14 protein-coding genes and 2 tRNA genes are annotated in these 19,166 nt (G+C 36.5%); 10 read left to right on the plus strand and 6 right to left on the minus strand.

Annotation, left to right across the window (positions count from 1 at the left end; genetic code table 11):
- Nucleotide 1: 1 nt before the first annotated feature.
- The 3 genes from RBU60_RS08990 to RBU60_RS09000 all read right to left on the minus strand — a co-directional run bounded on the left by RBU60_RS08990 (nt 2) and on the right by RBU60_RS09000 (nt 3,601).
- Complete coding sequence (locus tag RBU60_RS08990; protein WP_308864538.1) at nt 2-454, minus strand: MarR family winged helix-turn-helix transcriptional regulator; 453 nt, start codon at nt 452-454, stop codon at nt 2-4.
- A gap of 491 nt (nt 455-945) precedes the next feature.
- The gene (locus tag RBU60_RS08995; protein ID WP_308864539.1) at nt 946-2,463 is read right to left on the minus strand and encodes an OmpP1/FadL family transporter; all 1,518 of its coding nucleotides are present in this window, start codon (nt 2,461-2,463) and stop codon (nt 946-948) included.
- A gap of 25 nt (nt 2,464-2,488) precedes the next feature.
- Nucleotides 2,489-3,601, minus strand: coding sequence for a hypothetical protein (locus RBU60_RS09000; protein ID WP_308864540.1), 1,113 nt, complete (start codon nt 3,599-3,601; stop codon nt 2,489-2,491).
- A 99-nt stretch (nt 3,602-3,700) separates the two neighbouring features.
- Here RBU60_RS09000 and proS point away from each other — a divergent pair, with 99 nt between their 5' ends.
- The 4 genes from proS (at nt 3,701) to rpsT (ending at nt 5,721) form a co-directional block, all read left to right on the plus strand.
- A complete protein-coding gene (gene proS / locus RBU60_RS09005; RefSeq protein WP_308864541.1) occupies nt 3,701-5,179 on the plus strand; it encodes a proline--tRNA ligase in 1,479 nt (492 codons plus the stop codon).
- A 79-nt stretch (nt 5,180-5,258) separates the two neighbouring features.
- Nucleotides 5,259-5,330, plus strand: a tRNA-Glu gene (locus RBU60_RS09010).
- A gap of 43 nt (nt 5,331-5,373) precedes the next feature.
- A tRNA-Glu gene (locus RBU60_RS09015) sits at nt 5,374-5,445 on the plus strand.
- Nucleotides 5,446-5,472: 27 nt separating this feature from the next.
- Nucleotides 5,473-5,721 carry a 30S ribosomal protein S20 gene (gene rpsT, locus RBU60_RS09020; RefSeq protein ID WP_308864542.1) on the plus strand — a complete coding sequence of 83 codons (249 nt, stop codon included), beginning with the start codon at nt 5,473-5,475 and terminating at the stop codon, nt 5,719-5,721.
- A 228-nt stretch (nt 5,722-5,949) separates the two neighbouring features.
- On the opposite strand, the gene rho is transcribed toward rpsT, so the two are convergent.
- Nucleotides 5,950-7,608, minus strand: coding sequence for a transcription termination factor Rho (rho, locus tag RBU60_RS09025; protein ID WP_308864543.1), 1,659 nt, complete (start codon nt 7,606-7,608; stop codon nt 5,950-5,952).
- Nucleotides 7,609-7,815: 207 nt separating this feature from the next.
- Between rho and RBU60_RS09030 the strand changes: the two genes are divergently transcribed.
- Both RBU60_RS09030 and RBU60_RS09035 read left to right on the plus strand, forming a co-directional pair.
- On the plus strand, nt 7,816-8,226 hold the full coding sequence (locus RBU60_RS09030) for a DUF4293 domain-containing protein (protein ID WP_308864545.1): 411 nt from the start codon (nt 7,816-7,818) through the stop codon (nt 8,224-8,226).
- Nucleotides 8,227-8,634: 408 nt separating this feature from the next.
- Nucleotides 8,635-12,303 (plus strand): fibronectin type III domain-containing protein, encoded by a 3,669-nt coding sequence (locus tag RBU60_RS09035; protein WP_308864547.1) that lies wholly within the window; start codon nt 8,635-8,637, stop codon nt 12,301-12,303.
- Nucleotides 12,304-12,494: 191 nt separating this feature from the next.
- On the opposite strand, the gene RBU60_RS09040 is transcribed toward RBU60_RS09035, so the two are convergent.
- On the minus strand, nt 12,495-12,989 hold the full coding sequence (locus RBU60_RS09040) for a metallophosphoesterase family protein (protein WP_308864548.1): 495 nt from the start codon (nt 12,987-12,989) through the stop codon (nt 12,495-12,497).
- A 75-nt stretch (nt 12,990-13,064) separates the two neighbouring features.
- On the opposite strand from RBU60_RS09040, the gene truA reads away from it, so the two are divergent.
- Together truA and RBU60_RS09050 are read left to right on the plus strand one after the other, a co-directional pair.
- Nucleotides 13,065-13,820 (plus strand): tRNA pseudouridine(38-40) synthase TruA, encoded by a 756-nt coding sequence (gene truA / locus RBU60_RS09045; RefSeq protein WP_308864549.1) that lies wholly within the window; start codon nt 13,065-13,067, stop codon nt 13,818-13,820.
- Entirely contained in the window at nt 13,810-15,573 is a 1,764-nt protein-coding gene (locus tag RBU60_RS09050) for an ABC transporter ATP-binding protein (RefSeq protein WP_308864550.1), read from the plus strand. Before truA ends, RBU60_RS09050 begins: the two co-directional genes overlap by 11 nt.
- Before the next feature lie 76 nt (nt 15,574-15,649).
- On the opposite strand, the gene RBU60_RS09055 is transcribed toward RBU60_RS09050, so the two are convergent.
- The gene (locus RBU60_RS09055) at nt 15,650-15,823 is read right to left on the minus strand and encodes a hypothetical protein (RefSeq protein WP_308864552.1); all 174 of its coding nucleotides are present in this window, start codon (nt 15,821-15,823) and stop codon (nt 15,650-15,652) included.
- 400 nt (nt 15,824-16,223) lie between these two features.
- On the opposite strand from RBU60_RS09055, the gene RBU60_RS09060 reads away from it, so the two are divergent.
- On the plus strand, nt 16,224-18,224 hold the full coding sequence (locus RBU60_RS09060; RefSeq protein ID WP_308864553.1) for a T9SS type A sorting domain-containing protein: 2,001 nt from the start codon (nt 16,224-16,226) through the stop codon (nt 18,222-18,224).
- Between the two features lie 11 nt (nt 18,225-18,235).
- Nucleotides 18,236-19,159: a T9SS type A sorting domain-containing protein gene (locus RBU60_RS09065; RefSeq protein ID WP_308864554.1), complete on the plus strand. Its 924-nt coding sequence runs from the start codon at nt 18,236-18,238 to the stop codon at nt 19,157-19,159.
- Nucleotides 19,160-19,166 lie beyond the last annotated feature (7 nt).

Below are 19,166 nucleotides of genomic sequence, written 5' to 3' on the forward strand. Positions count from 1 at the left end.
ATTATTTTACAGGAGTTTTTGATTTATAAATTTTTTTGTTGTTGATTAATTCCATGATAGTATGGGCTACGCGGTTAAAAGTGGCAAGGTCTTCTTTAGGAATCGCATCGTTGACAGCTTCATCAAACTTAAAGACCACCTCTTTAGAAAAGGCCCTCATTTCATTGCCAAATTCAGTGAGCTGGATGATAACACTTCTTCCGTCTTCTGGATTTCTTTTTCTAACGATTAGACCTTTATCTTCCATGGTTCGAAGTGTTCTCGAAAGACTCGTGGCTTCCATTCCCATTTTAGGACCTAAAGAGGTCGAGGGGGTGCCTTCATCTGGATCTATGTTTAATAAAGCAAAACCAGTAGCCATAGTGCTTCCTTTTCTGCTGGCTTCCTCATTGTACATTTTAGAGACCGCAATCCAAGTGGCTCTTAACACATAGTCTATTGTTTTTTCTTTCATATATAATACTCATTGTTCAAATATAATAATTTTTATTATGCACGCATAATATTTAAGACTAAATTTTTGATGCGTTTAGAGAAATATAAATAGCTTTAACAGAAAGAGCTTAGAATTTCACTACGAAAGCTTTAAGATACATGATTATTTGATTTTAAAATAATTTTTAAGCAGCTCAACAATTAATCCCCGAGCTTCTTGATTTTAAAAAACATATGGAGAGCTTTTAAATAATAGTAGGAAATTGATGTCAACAAAATTTCATTTTCTTTTTAAAACTCGGAATTCCATTTAACAAAAATGGCTTTTTTGAACTGTATAATGTAGATTTAGATTTTTTTGAATTAAAAAAGAATACTTGCTAATCAAACAATTAAAAGGGTAGAAGGACTTTCTTATCTGAATATAAAATACAAAAAAACCTTCAAGTGCTTACCTGAAGGTTTTGTGTATATAATTTATGCCTAATGCTTAGCCGCATATATGTAAACTTACATATCTATCGCTAAAGTCAAAATATAGTTAGATCTAGAAAAGTTGATTTGAGCCTGATCTTGAAGTCCTGTTTGTAAGAGACTTGCGCTGTAATCTTGAGAAGAATAATCATAAGCAAAATCCAATCGCATTTTACCAAAACTATATCCTAATCCAGCAGAGTAACCGTTTAATTCACTCATCGTATCTGAGTTAGGACTTTCCTCGTATCTATAACCTCCGCGTAAACTCCATTGCTTTATTCTGTACTCTCCACCAACTCTATAGGTGGAGGCAGCGTTGAGGTTGTCTTCAAAGTTTTGATTTTGTGTGCTGTAATCCATATGGTTGTCATAGCCCTGACTTAAATGTATGTTGGAATAATCTTTATGGCTATAGTCAAAACTTAATACACCCGTTTTTCCAAAAACAAGACCCAAACTACCTGTTAATTTCCCAGGAGTTCTTAATCTGTAATTAGGAAAGATGTTGGTTACAAAAGGATCTACCTCTTGTCCGCCAAGGTCATTGCTATAGGAGTATAAATATTGATTGGTTTCATCTGCAATGGAATACCAGGTAGGAGATTCGTAACTTGCTCCTAATCTAATTAAGTCATTGACTTTAGCAATCAAACCCACTTGAAAAGAGAATCCAATCCCTATAGTGCTGAGGTTGTTTTCAAAAACAATTTCGTTAATCTCACTTGGGCTTCCTATTTGTTCATAAAATCTAGTACTTCTTTCATAGTTGATAAAATGACTGTTTAGGTTTAAACCCGCGTAGAAGTTATCAAAAAGTTGCATAGATCCGTTAACCGAAAACTCTCCGTTGAGACCTGTGGAACGATAGTCATATTGCTGAAAAAAACTATTTCCGCTTACATTAGAAGTGTAGGCTGTATTGTTGTCGCTGTTGCTTGCAGGATCAAAAAGAAAAGCATTGTACCCTAAATATGCGGTTTGCAAATCTGTATTTGAAAATCCTTCCCCACTAAAATTACCTTCTCCTAAAAAAATATATCTGTCTTGAAGTGAATTAGAGTCTAAAAGCTCTAATGGAACTCCGTTGGCAAGATTTGTAAAATAATCTCCAATGGAAGTTTCATTATCTCCAGAAGCAGTAAAGCGATTGCTTAACGACTTTTTTTGGTTGTAAGCCACTCCAATGGTAAATTTAGAAATCGTAGCCTCTGGATTGCTATTATTGAATACAAAAACAGCTCCGGCTTGCGGAATGTGAAAATTGTTGTTGCGTCTTTCAGAAATTCCGTTTCTAAAGGCAACTTCATTATTGTATGACTCATTGGCTAATGAAAACGAAGCAAAATTATGTAAGAAAACAGAAGAACCTGCGGGGTTCACTTTAAGAGCAGAAATATCTCCTCCTAAGGCTCCAAAAGCTCCACCCATCCCTACAAATCTAGCCGTACCCGATAATTCTTCCGAAGAAAATAACAAGGCATCATTACTAGATTGGGCGTAACTGCCCACTGTGATAAAAAAAGAAAAAAGACTTAATAATTTAATTTTCATAGTTTTTCAAATAGAGTTCGTAAAATTATCTTCTTCTTGAGGTTCTTCCGCCACCAGAAGAGCTTCCTGTACTTCTTGAGCTTCTTGTTGAACCAGAACTTCGGGTGGAAGAAGAAGAAGATTTTGTAGTAGGCGTACTTCTTGTAGATCTTGTATTGGTGTTTGAAGATCTAGTATTAGAATTCCCATTATAAGTTGGAGAAGAAGATCTATTCGTTCTAGAACTGTTGTTATAATAGCGATTTCTTTGATTAGAATTAGAGTTAGAACGGATACTAGAGTTGTTATTTCTTACCGCTCTTGTATTGCTATTATTACGATAATTAGAGTTCCTTCTAGCGTTTACATTTCTAGAATTTCTAACTGTTGTATTCCCTCTAGCATTAGAAGTATTTCTTCTGGTAGAGTTTGCATTTGAGTTTCTAGCACTAGAGGCATCTCTTCTATAACCGTTTCTAGCTGAATATCTACCTCTATAGTTTCCTCCGTTATTGTGGTAGGCATAGCTTTGATTCCCGTAATAGTATGGATTATTGTAGTAAGATCCATAATAACCTCCGTACCCATAGTATCCATAACCACCATATCCTCCATAACCCCAAGGTCTATAGTAGCCGCCCCATCCCCAAGGAGAGAAGCCTATGTGCCAATTATTGTAATAGGGCGAGTTGTATCCATAACCTCCAAATGAAAATGGACTATATCCTCCATATAAATAAGGATTGTTGTCATAATAATTAATGGTGACATTAGAAGAATTACTTCCCCATCCGCCTTCATTATTTCTATAACTTCCTTCGTTATAATAGTCTCCTTCTTGATTTACATTTTGTTGATTTGTATTATTATCATTAGAAGAATAAGAATCTACATCGGTAAATACCGCAGTTTCATCATTATATTGCTGGGCTTGTGATATTTTCTCATTCTGTTCCGCAAAATAGTTTTCGTAATAGTGATCTCCTTTCGTGGTTGCTTGAGAAGGTTCATTTTTATAGTCTCTATCTTGATTGGCGTAAATCCCATCCTTCTGATGCGAAGAATTGTTATAAGACCCGCAAGAAACTAAGGTAGCAACTGCGACTAAAATCATAGGCAGTTGTGTGGTTTTTTTAATATTTATGTGATGGTATAGCATATCTTACGGTTTTAATTGTTGAACATATCAAATTTAATTAGTTTTGTGCGAACTAACAATTCATTAACATAAACACAACATTTGTGCCAAATCAAATATATGAGTAATAAGCTAACGGAAAGAAAGAAGGATTATTCCAAATGGTATAACGAATTAGTAGTGCAAGCAGATCTTGCTGAAAACTCTGCTGTTAGGGGGTGTATGGTGATTAAACCATACGGATATGCAATTTGGGAAAAGATGCAAGCGCAGCTAGATAAAAGGTTTAAAGAAACAGGTCATCAAAATGCTTATTTCCCTTTATTTGTTCCGAAGAGTTTATTTGAAGCAGAAGAGAAAAATGCAGAAGGTTTTGCTAAAGAATGCGCCGTGGTGACGCACTACAGATTAAAAACAGATCCCAATGATAAAACAAAACTTGTTGTAGATCCAGAAGCTAAACTAGAAGAAGAATTGGTGGTTAGACCTACTTCCGAAGCGATTATTTGGAATACTTATAGAGGTTGGGTTCAATCCTACAGAGACTTACCTATATTAATCAACCAATGGGCTAATGTGGTGCGTTGGGAGATGCGAACCCGTTTATTTTTGAGAACGACAGAATTTTTATGGCAAGAAGGGCATACCGCTCATGCTACAAAGCAAGAAGCTTTAATTGAAGCGGAGAAAATGAATGATGTTTATGCTGAATTTGCGGAAGAATTTATGGCCATTCCTGTAGTGAAAGGTTTGAAATCTGAAAGTGAACGTTTCGCTGGCGCGGAAGAAACCTATTGTATTGAAGCTTTAATGCAAGACGGAAAAGCTTTACAGGCAGGAACTTCACATTTCTTAGGACAAAATTTCGCGAAAGCTTTTGATGTAAAATATGCGAGTAAAGAAGGAAAGTTAGAGCATGTGTGGGCGACAAGCTGGGGCGTTTCTACAAGGCTTATGGGGGCTTTAATTATGACGCATAGCGATGATAAAGGTTTGGTTCTTCCTCCAAAATTAGCGCCTAATCAAGTGGTTATTGTGCCTATTTACAAAGGAGAAGAGCAATTGAAAGAAATCTCTAAAAAAGCCAACGAATTAGCATCAGAACTTAGGAAAGCAGGAATTTCGGTGAAATTTGATGATCGCGACACACATAAACCAGGTTGGAAGTTTGCTCAATATGAGTTGCAAGGCGTTCCGTTAAGGATTGCTATAGGGCCAAAAGACTTAGAAAAAGGAACCGTAGAGCTAGCGAGAAGAGATACATTAACCAAAGAGTTTGTAAATCAAACTGAGGTGGTAGAGAAAGTAAAAGGCTTGATGATAGAAATTCAGGATACTCTTTTTCAGAAAGCTTTAGATTTTAGAAGTGAACACACGACCAAGGTGGATAGCTTTGAAGAGTTTAAAAAAGTGCTAAAAACTAAGGAAGGCTTTATTTTGGCACATTGGGACGGAACTGCGGAGACGGAGACCAAAATAAAAGAGCTTACCAAGGCAACGATTAGATGTATCCCTTTAGATGCTGATATAGAGGAGGGTATATGCGTGTTTTCTGGGAATCCTTCTAGCCAAAGAGTGCTTTTTGCAAAGGCTTATTAAAATTTTTTGAAAATTTCTAATTTAAGATTTGGTACATTGGAAATAAGTATTATTTTTGCATCCGCATTGAAATAATAACGGTCCGTTCGTCTAGGGGTTAGGACGCATGGTTTTCATCCATGTAACAGGGGTTCGATTCCCCTACGGACTACAAGTTCTGAGCAGAATGCTCAATTGAAATATTAATAATTAATGGTCCGTTCGTCTAGGGGTTAGGACGCATGGTTTTCATCCATGTAACAGGGGTTCGATTCCCCTACGGACTACAATCAAAAATAAATAAACAAAGAGTTATGGCAAATCATAAGTCGGCATTAAAGAGAATACGTAACAGTGAGGTAAAGCGTCTAAGAAACCGTTACCAACATAAAACTACACGTAATGCCATAAAGAAATTAAAAGGTGCAGATAAGAAAGAAGCAGAAGCTTTGTTTCCTACTGTAGTGGCAATGATAGATAAGTTAGCGAAGCGTAATGTAATACATACGAATAAAGCTTCTAACTTAAAATCAAAATTAGCAAAACACGTAGCAGCATTATAAGAAATTATAAGCTGACTTAAATTATATAGAAAGCGCTTTTTCTGTGAGAAAGCGTTTTTTTTGTATGCGCTATTGTTTTATACTGGGAAGTAGAAGCAAAGCTTGTTATGGAGATAGCATCGCTTAGAATAAGTTGAGATCGTATCAATTTGTTATAAGACAGATAAGGAAATAAAAAAGCCTCAAGTAATTTTTACTTGAGGCTTTTTCTATAGATGATCTTTTTGATTAACCATTCATAGAAACAAGAAATTCTTCGTTGTTTCTAGTGGATTTTATTTTGTCGTTGATAAACTCCATAGCTTCTACAGGATTCATATCTGCTAAGTACTTTCTAAGCACCCACATTCTCTGTATGGTCCCTTCATCCAATAAGATGTCATCTCTTCGTGTACTTGAAGAAGTAAGGTCTATGGCAGGGAAAATTCTTCTGTTAGAGATCTTTCTATCCAATTGAAGTTCCATATTTCCAGTTCCCTTAAATTCTTCAAAAATCACTTCGTCCATTTTAGAACCTGTATCTGTTAACGCAGTTGCGATAATAGAAAGAGAACCTCCATTTTCAATATTTCGAGCAGCACCAAAGAAACGTTTAGGTTTGTGTAGCGCGTTTGCATCTACACCACCACTTAATACTTTTCCGCTGGCAGGCTGTACGGTATTGTAAGCTCTAGCCAAACGCGTAATAGAATCTAATAAGATCACTACATCGTGACCGCATTCTACCAATCGCTTCGCTTTTTCAAGAACGATGTTGGCCACTTTAACGTGTTCGTGAGCCTCTTTGTCAAATGTAGAAGCAACAACCTCTCCGCGTACGTTACGCTGCATATCGGTTACTTCTTCTGGACGTTCGTCTATTAAGAGTACAATTTGATATACTTCAGGATGATTGGCTGCAATGGCATTCGCAATATCCTTCAGCAACATTGTTTTACCAGTTTTAGGCTGAGAAACAATCATTCCTCTTTGTCCTTTTCCAATAGGAGAAAATAAATCCATAATTCTCGTAGAAACGGTACTTTGCTTTTCAGCAATATGGAATCTCTCTTCAGGGAAAAGCGGAGTTAAATGTTCAAAAGAAACACGATCTCGTACCACTTGTGGATCAAGGCCGTTAATTTTGTTGACTTTAATAAGAGGGAAATATTTCTCTCCTTCTTTTGGAGGTCTTATTTGTCCTAAAACCGTATCTCCGGTTTTTAAACCGAAAAGTCTTATTTGCGATTGAGATACATAAATATCATCAGGAGAAGAAAGGTAGTTATAATCAGATGATCTTAAGAAACCATACCCATCTTGCATGATGTCTAAAACTCCTTCACTTTCTATAATAGCGTCAAACTCATAATCTGGGTCACGGTAGCGATTTCTTTTATCTCTATTGCCGTTATCTCTATTCCCGTTATTTTTTTGATTGCTCGGTTTTGGATGATCTTTTTTGCCTCTTGTGTTGCTGGTGTCTTTGTTTGACTTTTGCTGAGGACTTTTCTTTTCTGGAGCTTTAGCTTTAGAAGAAGGCTTATTGGTAGAGGTTTTAGAATCCTCTTTTTTGTCTTCTTTTTTATCTTCTCTCTTGTTAGGTTTATGGACAACCTTTTTGGGTGCAGGTTTTTTTTCTGCAGAAGAAGTTTCTTCTTTTTTCTCCTGTTTAGGAGCCGCTTTGCGTTCTCTTTTTACGGGAGCTTTTTTAGGCGCTGGTTTATCTGTTGTAGCATCATCTTTTAGCGCTTCTTTCACCTTATTAGGATTGGCAGCTTGATAATCTAGAATTTGATAAACTAAGTCTAATTTCTTTAAAGCTCTGTACTTAGGTACATTAAGCGTTTTTGCAATTTCTTGAAGCTCAGGAAGCTTCTTTGCCTTTAATTCAGATATTTCTAACATTTAGTAATGAGGTATAATGATAATTTTTCTTTAGAATAAAATTTCTAAAATTTCAAAGTAGATTTTTTTTGAAAAAAAATTGAAGTTATAAGTAACCTTTATTGAAGTGGTTACGACTAGTTTATGCAATTATACAACTTTATTTTTAAAAATAAAGTTTTAGAATACAATTAATATTATATTTTTGTGCTTTAGAGAATAGAAAAAATGATTCAAAGAATACAAAGCGTTTACTTGTTCCTTATCATAATTGTAGTGGCCCTAGGCTCCTATTTTTTGAGTATTTGGACCAATGAAAGTGGAGAAAGTGTTTATGCGATAGATAGACTTTATATATTCGGTGCCTTTTCGCTGAGTAGTATATTGGCTTTGGTAACTATTTTCTTATATAAAAATAGAAAACTTCAATTTGTAGTGAATAGATTGAACATCATATTAAACTTTATTTTACTAGGATTTTTTGTTTACTGGTCGCTAATGGTACCTGGAGAAATGCAAATTTCTGAGAATGGTATTGGGATGTTTCTTCCTATTATTTCTATCGTTTTACTAGTGATGGCCAATAAAGCCATCAAAAAGGACGAAGCACTCGTAAAATCTGTAGACCGTTTACGATAAACCTTATATCTTAGTAGTATTAGTGCGTGAAACCCAGGAGTAATTTACTTCTGGGTTTTTTTTCTATTAAGACAAATAAATTTCTGCTGAACAAGCTTGACTTCCGGTAATTAGGTTTCTGTTATAGCTGTCTGTTGGTGGTCGAGTTTTTATTCCGCGAAAGCGTTATAAAAAGCTGCCGTTATTGCCTGTCTGTCGGCAGGTCCCTTTTATATACTTATCACATAGAACCTCATTCTAATCCAATCTCTTTTTAGTTGTTAATTTTTTATTGGTTTGGTTGTGAAAAAGAATAACACTGCGATTGGTCTTAATATTTTTGGAATTAAGACCAGATTTAATTGTTAATATATTTTGAAATCTGTTATATTGCGAATTGAACCAAATTTAACTTAAAATAACCTACTTATGAAAAAAATTACATTATTATGTTTAACGATGCTATTCAGTTGTCTTGGTTTTGCCCAAGTTTCAATTGGTAATTCGAGCGGTGGAAGCGGATCTATTTCTTCTCCTATTACAAATTATTGGGGGTATTCTTACGGGCAATCTATTTATTTGGCATCAGAAGTTAATGCAAGCGGAGATATTACTTCGTTGGATTTTAAATTAAATCCAGGTGCTAGTTTTGCTGAAGCTGATGAAAACGTGGATGTTTGGATTGGAACGACAACGAAAACTAATTTTGAAAACAACACAGACTGGGTTGATGTTTCCACTTTAACCCAAGTATTAACAGATGGAACGCTAACAGCTTCAGATGATTTGTTGCATATTGAGTTTAATGCTCCATTTAATTATAACGGAACGGATAATCTAATTATCGCTGTTGATGCAAACGAAGGTGACTATGGAGGGTCATCTGATTATGTTTTACAAACGGAAGCTCAAAACGGTGACAATTTGAGTCTTCTTTATCGTAATGATAACACAGCCACTGATCCATTAGATCCAGATGCAGCTAATGTAGTGCAAAGTTTACGTGGAAACATTGTTATCAATGGAATTACACAATCCTGTCCTGCCCCTACAGATTTAACTGCTACAAATATTACCACTTCATCAGTTGATGTAAGTTGGACAGATACCGCCGAGGAGTGGGAAATTATTTACGGGCCATCTGGTTTTGATTTTGAGAATGAAGGAACGATTATTGGCGATGACGATGGAACTTTGGGCGAAACTATTTCAGGCTTAGATTCTGGAACTACTTATCAAGCTTACGTAAAATCAATTTGCAGTACCGATGAAGAAAGTAGTCTTGCTGGACCAGTTGATTTCGTAACAGTTTGTACAGCTGTTGATAATTTCACTGAAAATTTTGATTCTTCTGTCAATTTTCCTAATTGTTGGACTAAACTCATAAATTCTACAAGTGACTTTTCCAGTATTGCAATTTCTAGTTTCGGAAATTTTTCTGAACCTAATGCTATACAAATGAATAATAGTGTGGATGCTGCTGCACAACTTTATTTAATTACACCCGAATTGAACACCTTACCAAATGCAGATCATCGTATTCGATTTTATGCGCATACCTCTTTAGGTTCTAATATAGAGGTGGGAACCATGACCGACCCAACAGATGCTTCTACTTATACTTCAATTCAAACAATAGATGCCACGAATGATTATGAAGAATACAGCGTCAACTTTGATGCGGCTACTACAGATCAATACGTAGCATTTAAAGCTACTTATACTGCTACTTACTACAATGTTTATGTTGATAATGTCAGTTGGGAGCCTATTCCTAGTTGCATGAAACCTTCAGATTTCAGCTTTGATGAGGCAACTACAACTACGGCAGACCTTAGTTGGACAGCAGAGGGGTCTGAGACACAATGGGAAGTGAAATACGGGGAACCTGGCTTTGATCCAATGACAGAAGGAACGGCAGTTACAGTCGATGATTCTCCAAATACAACGCTTACGGGACTTATAGCAGATACAGAATATGAAGCTTATGTAAAATCAATTTGTGATACTAACGATGAGAGTATCTATACCCTTCCAATAACTTTTTCAACATTGTGTGAAGCGACTACGGTCCCATTTACACAAGATTTTGAAGAGGTGACCGCTCCCGACTTACCTAATTGTGGAACGTCAGAGAATCTTAGTGGAAATAATTGGGAAACATATAATCAAAGCAGTAATGGCTTTGACAGTAATGTTTTACGCTATAAATATGCTTCTGGTCCTGCCGATGCTTGGTACTATACCCAGGGAATTACCTTAGATGCCGGTACAGATTACCAAATAAGTTATAAATATGGAAATAATAGTACAAATTATACAGAAAAATTAAAGGTGAGCTATGGAACTTCTCCAGTGGCTGCGGATATGACCATTGAATTAGCTAATCATCCAGATGTTAATTCAGCGACCGCTCAAACCGATGTTCTAAGCTTTTCCGTGACGACCTCGGGTGTTTATTATTTTGGCTTTCATGCGTATTCAGAGAGCAATCAATTTTATCTTTATGTAGATGATATTGAGCTAATCGTTTCGCCTTCTTGTGCAACACCAACAAATATTGTTGCTAATAATATTTCAGAAGCTAGTGCCGAAATTAGCTGGACTGAAAATGGCGCTGCCACCGAATGGGAAATTGTTTATGGCGAACCTGACTTTGATCCTACTACTGATGGAACGAGTATCACTGATAGTGATGATTTAGGAGAAACTATTACTAATCTTGATCCAGAAACTGAGTATGACGTATATGTTCGTGCAATCTGCGGAACGGATGGTAATAGTGATTTTAGTAATGTAATGACATTCATTACATTACCAGTACCTCCGGCAAATGATGATTTATGCGACGCAATGGTTTTGACGGTTGATGAAGCTTGTGCTGGGGGGACGACCTATACTAATACGGGCGCAACTGCTCAAACAGATGAACCAGAGGGTTCATGTTGGTATAGTGCAACCAATGGGAAAACCGTATGGTTCAACTTCGAAGCTCCTGTAGGTGGTAATGTAACCGTAACGACAGACATAGCAGGTGCAACTTTGACCGATACTCATATTGCGATTTATGAAGCCGCAACAGACTGTGCAGATTTGAGCACGTTAGGAACAGAAGTTGGTTGTGATGAAGATGGGGGCGATATTGTTGGATCTGGTTATACCTCTGTTGCTACAATGACTGGTTTAACAGCTGGTGAAACCTATTATGTTCAGGTTAGCGGTTATGGAGGTTCCGAAGGTGACTTCTGTATAGAAGTGAACGATGATAGTATAAATTGTCTTGCTCCAACCGATATCACTTTTGCAAATACCAACGATACTTCTACTGAAGTCACTTGGACCGAAAACGGCGATGCTACCGAATGGGAAATCATTTACGGAATGACAGGATTCGAACCGATGACCGGGGATGAATCTACTACAATTTCTGATAATGATGGAACTCTTGGTGAAACGCTAAGCGGGTTAATTCCAGAGACCGGATATGATGTTTATGTTCGTGCACTTTGCGATGATGGCGAAAGCGTACTTGCAGGACCGGCTAGCTTTACTACCGAAGCGGTGCCTTGCGAAATCCCTACCGATATTACTTTCGATAATGTAGATGATACTTCTGCCGATATTTCTTGGACAGAAAATGGCGACGCTACTGAATGGGAAATCCTTTACGGAGCACCAGGTTTTGATCCTTTAACTGAAGGAACTTCTATTATAGATATAGATGCTATTGGAGAAACACTTAATGACCTTACTTCAGAAACTACTTATGAGGTTTATGTTCGTGCCATTTGCGGAGAAGATAATATGAGTGATTGGACAGCTCCAGTTGAATTTACTACACAAGATTTAAGTGTAGCGAACCAATTGTTTGCTTCTTTTACTTACTATCCAAATCCGGTACGTAGCGAATTAACCTTAAAGTCAACTACTCAAATAGAGCAGGTAAACCTTTACAACCTATTAGGTCAACAGGTGCTTAACACGAAGCCTAGTTCTTTAGAGGTGCAATTAAATATGGATTCTCTTCCAGCAGGAGTTTACTTAATGAAAGTGAACATTCAAGGAAGTCAAAAAACGTTTAGATTGATAAAAGACTAAGCAAAAGCTTTTATTAATAACAACAAGTTTAAAGCCGTCCGATTTATCAGACGGCTTTTTTTATACTAAATTTAGAGTAGAATCAAGGTTAATATTTTGGGCAAATCCCTGCGGGTCGGGCTATCCGCTATAGTTTTTATTCCGCTAAAGCGTCATAAAAAGCTGCCGCTACTATCCCTTTTGCAAAAGTCTTAACGTGTTCCCAACTCAATCACCTCCAAGTTTTTAATTTCTTTGCCTTCAATTTCAAACCTTAGCATGGTTCTTACTTGGTGAAAGCCGTGTTTGCCACAAGCTCCGGGATTCATATGAAGCAGGTTGAGTTTCTTATCGGGCATGACTTTTAAAATGTGCGAATGTCCGCAAATAAAAAGCTGAGGCGGATTTTCTCTTATTTCTTCTCGTGTTGCAGGGGAATATTTACCGGGATAACCACCAATATGCGTAATCCATACGTCTACTTCTTCGCACTTAAAACGATTATGAAGCGGAAATTCTTTTCGTGCCTCGTGACCGTCAATGTTTCCAAAAACAGCTCTTAGGGGTTTTATCTTTTTAAGTTCATCGGTGACTTTTAAATCGCCAATATCGCCAGCATGCCAAATTTCATCCGCTTGACGGGCATAAGTTAAAATCCGGTCATCTATATAGCTGTGATTATCGCTGAGTAGTAAAATCTTTTTCAAAATGATTATGTGGGTTTCTTGAAGCTTAGAAAAATTTGTTTGAGTATCTTTGCAGGGCAAAAATAAGAATTAAGATTGAGGTATTTTATTGATTTATCTTTTAACGGCAAAGACTTTTTTGGCTGGCAGCGTCAACCCGATGTGATTAGTGTGCAAGAAGTCGTAGAAGATAAATTGAGTGTCGCTTTACAAGAAAACATAGAAGTTGTAGGTGCCGGTAGAACCGATGCAGGAGTACACGCTCAACAAATTTTCGCTCATTTTGATACGCAAAAGATAAGTGACATCACCGCTTTTATTTTTAAGCTGAATACGATGTTGCCGCCCGATATTGCCGTAAATGATGTGTTTGAAGTGCCCCCCGATGCCCACGCAAGATTTGATGCTACGGCAAGGGAATACACCTATTATGTAGACACTCAAAAAAATCCTTTTACCCATGAGACGGCTTGTTATATAAAGAAAACGATTGATGTTAAGGCGATGAATGAGGCGGCGAAAATCTTATTAGACTATAAAGATTTTCAATGTTTCTCTAAGGTAAAGACCGATGTGTTTACGTATAATTGTACGATTATGTACGCCCATTGGGAGCAAAAAGAACATCAATTGGTGTTTACGATTAAAGCCGATCGGTTTTTGCGAAATATGGTGCGTGCCATTGTAGGTACCTTATTAGAAATAGGTGTAGGAAAACGAACGCTAAACGAGCTGCATCAAGTGATAGAAAGTAAAGACAGGTCTGCCGCAGGAAAATCTGTAGCAGCCAAAGGCTTGTTTTTAACACAAGTAGAATACCCCAAAAGAATAGAAGTAAACCATGGCGAGTAAAACAGGGAATGCATTTGATTTTAGTTTGTTTAAGCGTTTGCTTAAATACACCAACCCCTACAAGGTGACTTTCTACTTTGTAGCTTTCACTGCGGTGCTTTTATCTTTATTGGCCGTATTGCGTCCCTACCTGACCAAAATTACGATTAACGATAGCATTGTTCCCAAAGACAACGACAACCTTATTTTATATGTTTCGTTAATGCTGGGCGTGTTGATCCTAGAGGTGATTTTTCAGTTTTGCTTTATCTATTTTGCCAACTGGCTGGGACAAGAGGTGATTCGGGATATTCGGGTGAATCTTTTTGATCACATGCTTCAATTTAAAAAACAATATTACGATCAATCTGCCGTAGGGCGATTGGTAACCCGCGCCGTAAGCGATATAGAAACCATTGCCAGTATTTTTAGTCAAGGTTTATTTATGATCATTAGCGATTTATTAAAAATGCTGGTGGTATTGGTTTTTATGTTCTTTCAAGATTGGAAACTTACCTTCTTAGTGTTGGCGGTGATGCCGTTTATTCTATATGCAACTCGTGTTTTTCAGCAGAAAATGAAAGTCGCTTTTGAAGAAGTGAGAACCCAAGTTTCTAACCTTAATTCTTTTGTCCAAGAGCGAATTACGGGGATGAAAATCCTTCAAATTTTTGGTCGGGAAGATGTAGAATACGAGCGGTTTAAAGAAATTAACCACAAACATAAAAAAGCCTGGATCAAGACGGTTTGGTATAACTCTATCTTTTTCCCCATTGCCGAAATGTCGAGTTCTATCGCTATTGGTTTGGTGGTGTGGTTTGGGGGCTTGCAAATTACCAATGGAGAAACCTTAGATTTGGGTATTATCGTGATGTTTATTCAGCTTATTCAAATGCTGTTTCGTCCGTTAAGGCAAATCGCAGATAAATTTAATACCCTTCAAATGGGAATGGTGGCGGCCAATAGAGTATTTGCGGTATTAGATACCAAATCTATCATAGAAAATACAGGTACGCTTACTGCGGAAAACCTAACAGGTGAAATTCAGTTTAAAGATGTCCGCTTTAGCTATATTGAAGGAGAAGAAGTAGTAAAAGGCATTTCTTTTGAAGTACACGCAGGGGAAACTGTTGCAATCGTTGGCGCTACGGGAGCAGGAAAAAGTACCATCATCAATTTATTGAGTAGATTTTACGAAACCGATAGCGGTGAAATCTCTGTAGATAATACCAACATCAAAGATTTTACATTAAAGTCTTTACGGAATGAAATTGCGGTGGTATTGCAAGATGTCTTTTTGTTTGCTGATACTATTATGAAAAATATCACTTTAGGAAATCCTAAGATTACGGAAGAAGAGGTGATTGATGCCGCCAAAGAAATAGGGGTACACGAATTTATCTCGTCGCTGCCCAATGGATATCATTACAATGTAAAGGAACGCGGAGCTATGCTCTCTAGCGGTCAACGCCAATTGATTGCTTTCTTGCGCGCTTACGTGAGTAATCCTTCTATTTTAGTGTTAGATGAAGCCACTTCTTCTGTAGATAGTTATAGCGAACAACTCATGCAAGACGCCACCGATAAGGTGACTAAAGGACGGACTTCTATTGTGATTGCTCACCGTTTGGCTACCATTAAAAAAGCCAATAAAATCATTGTCATGGATGCGGGAAATATTGTGGAAATAGGAACGCATCAAGAATTACTTCAGCAAGAAAACGGATATTATAGAAACCTCTATGAGGTTCAGTTTATGGAAGAAGAAGTTTAATTTTTAACTTTTATTGCAAAGTTTTAATATTTTTTTAATACATTAGATGCAATATTATAAATTTAACTAATTTAAACTAAATATTATGAAACAGCTTTACCAACCAACCAACCAACCAACCAACCAACCAACCAACCAACCAACCAACCAACCAAGTTAGATGGTGTTTTATTATTTTCTTGTTTTTTAATTTAACAGCTTTCGCCCAAGTTGAATATGAAGAACCTTGTAGTTTTGTAAGTGAAGACATTATTTTAAATAGACCTACATCATCACCATGTGTACCATCATCTCCTTATACAGGGTCTATTGACCCTAATGTTTTAGCAGCATATCCATCAGTTTCTTACAATTTACAAGTTTGGATAAACAATAGAACTGATGGAACTCATGATAGAAATTATACTATTGCTCAATTTAAAGAAAAATTAGCCGATTTAAAGCAACAATTTAGTATAGCTAAAATTTGTTTAAATTTAGTAGCAATAGATACTGTAAATAATTCTTCTAGTTATAATGCTCCTAGCAGAAGTGCTTTCCAAACTTGGGCAAAACAAAATGGATACCATAATAATAGTGCATTAAATCTATATGTCTATAAAGGACAATATAGAGGCAGTGCGGGTGGAATTAATGCAAATATAAATATTATGAGTTTTTTAGATGACTCTGGGATTATTGGGCATGAAGTAGGGCATTTGTTCGCATTGAAGCATACCCATGGAGCGGGTTATGGTCAAGGTGCAGCTTGGTGGTCAGGTCCGCCTTGTGAGAGCGTAACTAGAGATATAAATGACCCTGATTTTAATGCTTTTTGTGTAGGAGATGATGTTTTAGACACTAATGCAGTGCCCGATTTAAGGTATGAACAGCTATATGAAAAAATAGATTCTTTAATGATTAATTATGGGTATACATTTGACCAAGCAGAAGATTCACTTACATATAGTGATTATCAGTTTAATGCTTATCTAGACTCTATAACCATGGCATATATTGGTGATGGAGAAGATTGTTACGGAACACCTTATACCATTACCCCAGCAGATGCTACTAACTTAATGGCGTATGCTGACTGGAAAAAAATGGATCACTTTAGTATAGGGCAAGCCATTAGAATGCGAGAATATATAGAAGATAAACCATCTAAATTTAACCCTATAACTAATACCGAAGGCGTAGATTTAATGGTTGCTAATTCTCTTAATGATATTGGGGCAGAACCAGATATTCATTCTAACATGATACTTTGGAGAAGTCCAGATATTTGGGTGCGTAACCAAGCCGATGGTTTTACGATCCAAGAAAATCAAAATCCAGAATATGACCCTAATAATCCAGCCTATGTGTATGTAAAAATTAGAAATAGAAGCTGTCAAGATTTCGTAGCAACACCTATCGACACTCTAAAATTGCATTGGGCGAAAGCAAGTACTAGTTCAGGATGGCCCACATTATGGGATGGTAGTACTAGTAACCCTACTTTAGGAGCACCTATAAATGCTGTAAATTTGCCTAATATTGCGGCAGGTGAGTCAGAAATTGTAGAATTTGAGTGGTACCCTCCCAATCCAGTAGATTTTGAATCAATTAGTAATGACCCTTGGCATTTTTGCTTGTTAGCGAGAATACTATCCCCCCAAGATCCTATGAATGTGCTAGAGCAAGCGGGACAAAATAATGCTTATTACAATAATAATATAGCTAATAAGAACATTAGTATTGTAGATATAAATGAAGACTTAGGGGAAGACCCAGGTGCTACGGTTCTTATTGGTAACCCAGTAAAAACGTACCCAGTTCTTACAGAGTTTGAGTTTTTTCCACCACAAAATGACCCTCATCCAATTTTAAATGAGGCAGAAGTAATTGTTACCTTAGATGATCATACATGGAATTTATGGCTTGCTGGTGGTAAGAAAGGTACAGCTATAAGAGAAGTAAAGGGAGGAGGTAATAAATTACGTATTTTGAGTGATGATGCAAAAATAAGTAATATCAAGTTTGGAGGAAAAGAGTGGGGAACTATGCACTTAAGTTTTAATTTTCTTACAGAAGAGGTCACTAATAAACCTAACTATTTGTATCACCTAAAACAAATAGAAAGTGAGAGTGGCATAGTTACAGGCGGAGAAAGTTATGAAATCATCCCTAAATTTAATAGGCTTATGTTTATGGCGCAAGTTGATCAAGTAAACAATACAACTAATCAAACTTCCATTTTGCAAGCTACTGCTATCAATGAACCTGCTATCTACAACTGGTATGATGAAGAAGGTAATTTGATGCATTCAGGACAACAGCTTAATGTGAATAGCGCCATAGCGCAAACTTATAAATTAGAAATTATTGCAGAGGCAGATGGGTATAAAGACTACACCAATATATATGCGGATAGTTCATATAAATTGCAAAGTTTGAGTCCTAATCCAGCAAGTAGCCAAGTAACTGTTAACTATCAAACAGCTGGGGCAGACTCGGGCTATATAAATATTACCTCTACCCAAACAGCAATTAGCAATAACTATATTCTAGATGTAAATGCAGCTTCAGTAAACATAGATGTTTCTGCCTATCCTACAGGTACGTATGTGGTTGCATTAACTTGTAATGGAGAAATTTTAGCAACCAAAAACTTAATCATTCAATAAAACAAAACGTTATGAAAGCATATATAAACCTATTTATTTTATTACTTGGTGTAGGAGTTACTGCACAAACCACCAGTATCCCAGATCAAAACTTTGAGCAACATCTTATTAATCAAGGGATAGATAGCGATGGGGTAATTAATGGGCAAGTTTTAACAAGTGATATAGCTTCTGTACTTACACTTTCTTTAAATCAAGTTAGTGATTTGACAGGTTTAGAAGATTTTACTGCTTTAGAGACATTAGAAATAAGGGATGCAGCACAATTTCAAAATAACAATAATATTACATTAGATCTTACTGCTAATGTAAATTTAGAGAAAGTAGAAATTTGGACATACCAAGGCTTAACAAACCTAGATCTAACAGGGCTTGTCAATTTGGAGGAGTTATGGGTAATGGAAGGGCAGGATGATGTTGAAACTATCTATGTTGAGGAGATAGATTTAAGTAATAATCCAAATATCAAAGTAGTGCGAACAGGATATTTGCAGTATCTAGAACAAATCAATTTGCAAAATGGTAATAACATTAATACGTTAGATATGGAGATCTATCTCGAGAATACTGCTGCTCGACCTATTTGTTTAAAGGTAGATGATGCTACTGCGGCTACAAATAATAATGCTCCTTATAATAGTTGGGCAATGTCTGGAATTATTCCTAATTTTTATGATCAAGGAGTGTGCACATTAGCAGTAGAAACCAAAAATAAAACAGAGATTGCTTTATATCCCAACCCTGTGCAAAACACTTTTCAAATTCAATCTTCAGAAGAAATAAATGAAGTCAACATATTTACAGTTGCGGGAAAAAAAGTAGCACGATTTGCTTCACAACAAAACTATGATATTTCTCAACTTCCTAGTGGAATATATTTTGTAAAGATAAAAAGTAATGTAGGTGAGGATGTAAAGCGAGTGATAAAGAAATAACATTGAA

Origin of the sequence: Mesonia profundi (genome assembly GCF_031085155.1) — a bacterium.
Taxonomy (GTDB): domain Bacteria; phylum Bacteroidota; class Bacteroidia; order Flavobacteriales; family Flavobacteriaceae; genus Mesonia; species Mesonia profundi.